4 protein-coding genes are annotated in these 2707 nt (G+C 65.9%); 1 reads left to right on the top strand and 3 read right to left on the bottom strand.

The genetic code is table 11. The annotated features are described in order from the left end of the window. From dtd to ACK5F2_RS13750, 3 genes are all read right to left on the bottom strand, one after another. On the bottom strand, positions 1-322 hold a 322-nt coding region (gene dtd / locus ACK5F2_RS13760; RefSeq protein WP_409865490.1), incomplete at its 3' end, for a D-aminoacyl-tRNA deacylase. Beyond that, a complete protein-coding gene (locus tag ACK5F2_RS13755; protein WP_409865488.1) occupies positions 319-1230 on the bottom strand; it encodes a cation diffusion facilitator family transporter in 912 nt (303 codons plus the stop codon). The genes dtd and ACK5F2_RS13755, both read right to left, overlap by 4 nt. A 29-nt stretch (positions 1231-1259) precedes the next feature. Next, a complete protein-coding gene (locus ACK5F2_RS13750) occupies positions 1260-1985 on the bottom strand; it encodes a hypothetical protein (protein ID WP_409865485.1) in 726 nt (241 codons plus the stop codon). 192 nt (positions 1986-2177) lie between these two features. Here ACK5F2_RS13750 and argB point away from each other — a divergent pair. Continuing rightward, the coding region (argB, locus tag ACK5F2_RS13745; RefSeq protein WP_409865483.1) for an acetylglutamate kinase at positions 2178-2707 on the top strand (530 nt) is incomplete at its 3' end.

The following is a 2707-nucleotide window of genomic DNA, read 5'->3' as shown; positions in this document are numbered from 1 at the left end:
AGTCGTAGAGGCGGCGGCCTTGCTCGGCTCCGGCCGCGCCGGTGAAGCTGGGACGATTGCCGCTGCTGCAGTCGGCGGCCAGGGTGAATTGCGAAACGATCAGCAGGCCGCCGGCGATGTCTTGCAGGCTGAGGTTCATCTTGCCGGCCGGGTCGCTGAAGATGCGCAGCTTGAGCACCTTGGCAATCAACTTGTCGGCCTGTGCCTCGCTATCGCCGGGCTCGGCGCAGACCAGCATCAAGAGGCCCGGCCCGATGGCGCCGGTGATGCGGCCTTCCACCTCCACCTGGGCGTGTTGCACCCGTGGCAGCACGGCGATCATGCGTGCTTCTCCATGATCGGTTCATCGTGTGGGTCATCGAAATGCGCCTCCACATCGCTGGGCAGCAGCTGGATGCTGGCGCGCAGCCCCGGCACGGCGGCCATCAGCGCACGCTCCAGCGCATTGCGCTCGGCCGCGGCCTGGCCCAGGCTCCAGCTGGCGGGCATGTGCATATGCAGGTCGAGATAGCGGCGCTGGCCGGCGCTGCGGCTGGCGATGTGGTCGAAGCGGATGTGCTGGGCCTGGGCGAAGCGGTCCAGCACCTGCTGCACCGCTTGCAGTTCTTCGGGGTCCAGGGCCTGGTCCATCAGGCCGTGGCTGGACTTCCAGACCAGGTGCACGCCCTCGCGCAAGATGTTCAGGGCCACGACGGCGGCCAGCAGCGGGTCCAACCATTGCCAGCCGGTCAGCATGACGCTGACCAAGCCCAGCACCACGCCGGCCGAGGTCCAGACATCGGTGAACAGGTGGCGGGCATCGGCCTCCAGGGCCATGGAGCGGTGCTCGCGCGCCTTCTTGAGCATGGCCCAGGCCAGGCCGCCGTTCAGGGCCGAGCTGATGATGGCCAGGGCAACGCCCAGGCCCAGGCCCTCGACCGGCTGCGGGTCCAGCAGGCGGTGGACCGAGGCCCAGATGATGCCCAGGCCCGCGGCGATGATAAGAACGCCTTCGAAGCCGCTTGAGAAATACTCGGCCTTGTGGTGGCCAAACGGGTGTTCTGCGTCCGGCGGCTTGGCCGCTACCGTGACCATGGCCAGGGCGAAGATGGCGCCGGCCAGGTTGACCAGGGATTCCAGCGCGTCGGCGGCCAGGCTGACCGAGTCGGTCCACCACCAGGCGCCGGTTTTCAAGGCGATGGTCACCAGGGCGACGGCGATGGACAGTTTCAGGTAGGAGGCGACTTGCATGGCGGCATTGTCACCTCCACCTCAGATGCTTAGGGCGTGTCCAGGCCTATGGTCTTGGCCACCTTGCCTTGCTCGTCGAGCATCTGGATGCTGGGCTTGCCATCGGCGCTGACGATCAGCAGCATGCGGGTGCGGCCCTGGGCGTCTGCCAGGGACAGGGCCGAGGCCTTGTCCCGCGTGGTGCCCAGGCGCACCCGGTTGGCCGGCATCACGCCCTTGTCGCGCATCTCCTGCATGGCCTGGCGGCGCTCGGGCGCCTTCATCTTGTCGATTTCGTCAAAGCGCTCCATGCGCTGCTTGACGTCCATCAGTTCATGCGAGGGCTCGTCATTGATCAAGAGGTGGGTCATCGCCTGGCCGCCTTGTTCGGCATGCCGCAACTGCAGCACCTGATCCTGGCGGAAACGGTCGAAGGTCAGGCTCAGGCCGGCATCGGCCTTTCCGGTGGCGCCGACGCTGCCTTTCTGGATCAAGCCACCGCTTTCCGTTCCCTCGTCGTTGACGAAGAGCATGCCGGCAAAGCTGCGCCGGTCCGGGCGCGGGATCTCCTGGCCTTTCCAGGGCGCGCCAGGGAACTGAGTGCGATTGGAGATCACCAGGCGCAAGGTGCCGTCCGGTTCGCGCACATTGATGCGGCCAACGTCGATCTCCTCGAACTTGGTCGGAGGCGCCTTGGCGCCGGTCAGCAGGGTGATGGCGATGATGGCGGTCGCGGTGGTGGTGCATCCGCTCAGAAAGGCGGTCAGCTTGGACATGGTTTCAGGCTCCTCGGGTTTCGATGTCAGGGTCGCCCTCTCGGGGGCGAGGCGCGATTCTGTACCGACTCGCGCCTTGGCCTGGGCGCGCCGCGACAGACCGACGCAGCGGCGGGATCAGATGCAGGGCCACCCTACAATCCGCGTCAGAACCTGCCCTCTTGAACCCATAGCCGAGCGACGCTGTCCACCATGAAATCCGAGCCCGCCACCAACGCCACCGACATCGGCCACATCAGCCCGCGTGAAAAGGCCGAGATCCTGTCCCAGGCTCTGCCCTACATCCGCAAGTACCACGGTAAGACCATCGTCATCAAGTACGGTGGCAATGCCATGACCGACCCGGAGCTGCAGAAAGACTTTGCCGAGGACGTGGTGCTGCTCAAGCTGGTGGGCCTGAACCCGGTGGTGGTGCACGGCGGCGGCCCGCAGATTGAAGGCCTCTTGAGCAAACTGGGCAAGCAAGGACATTTCATCCAGGGCATGCGCGTCACCGACCAGGAGACGATGGATGTGGTCGAGTGGGTGCTGGCCGGCGAGGTGCAGCAGGATGTGGTGGGCCTGATCAATGCCGCCGGCGGCAAGGCCGTGGGCCTGACCGGCCGCGACGGCGGCATGATCCGCGCCAAGAAACTCATGATTCAAGACAAGGACGATCCGAGCAAGGAGCACGACATCGGCCAGGTCGGCGACATCGTCTCCATCGACCCCAGCGTGGTCAA

Source organism: Roseateles sp., from assembly GCF_046300915.1.
GTDB lineage: Bacteria > Pseudomonadota > Gammaproteobacteria > Burkholderiales > Burkholderiaceae_C > Kinneretia.
This window is presented reverse-complemented; position numbering and strand designations above follow the sequence as displayed.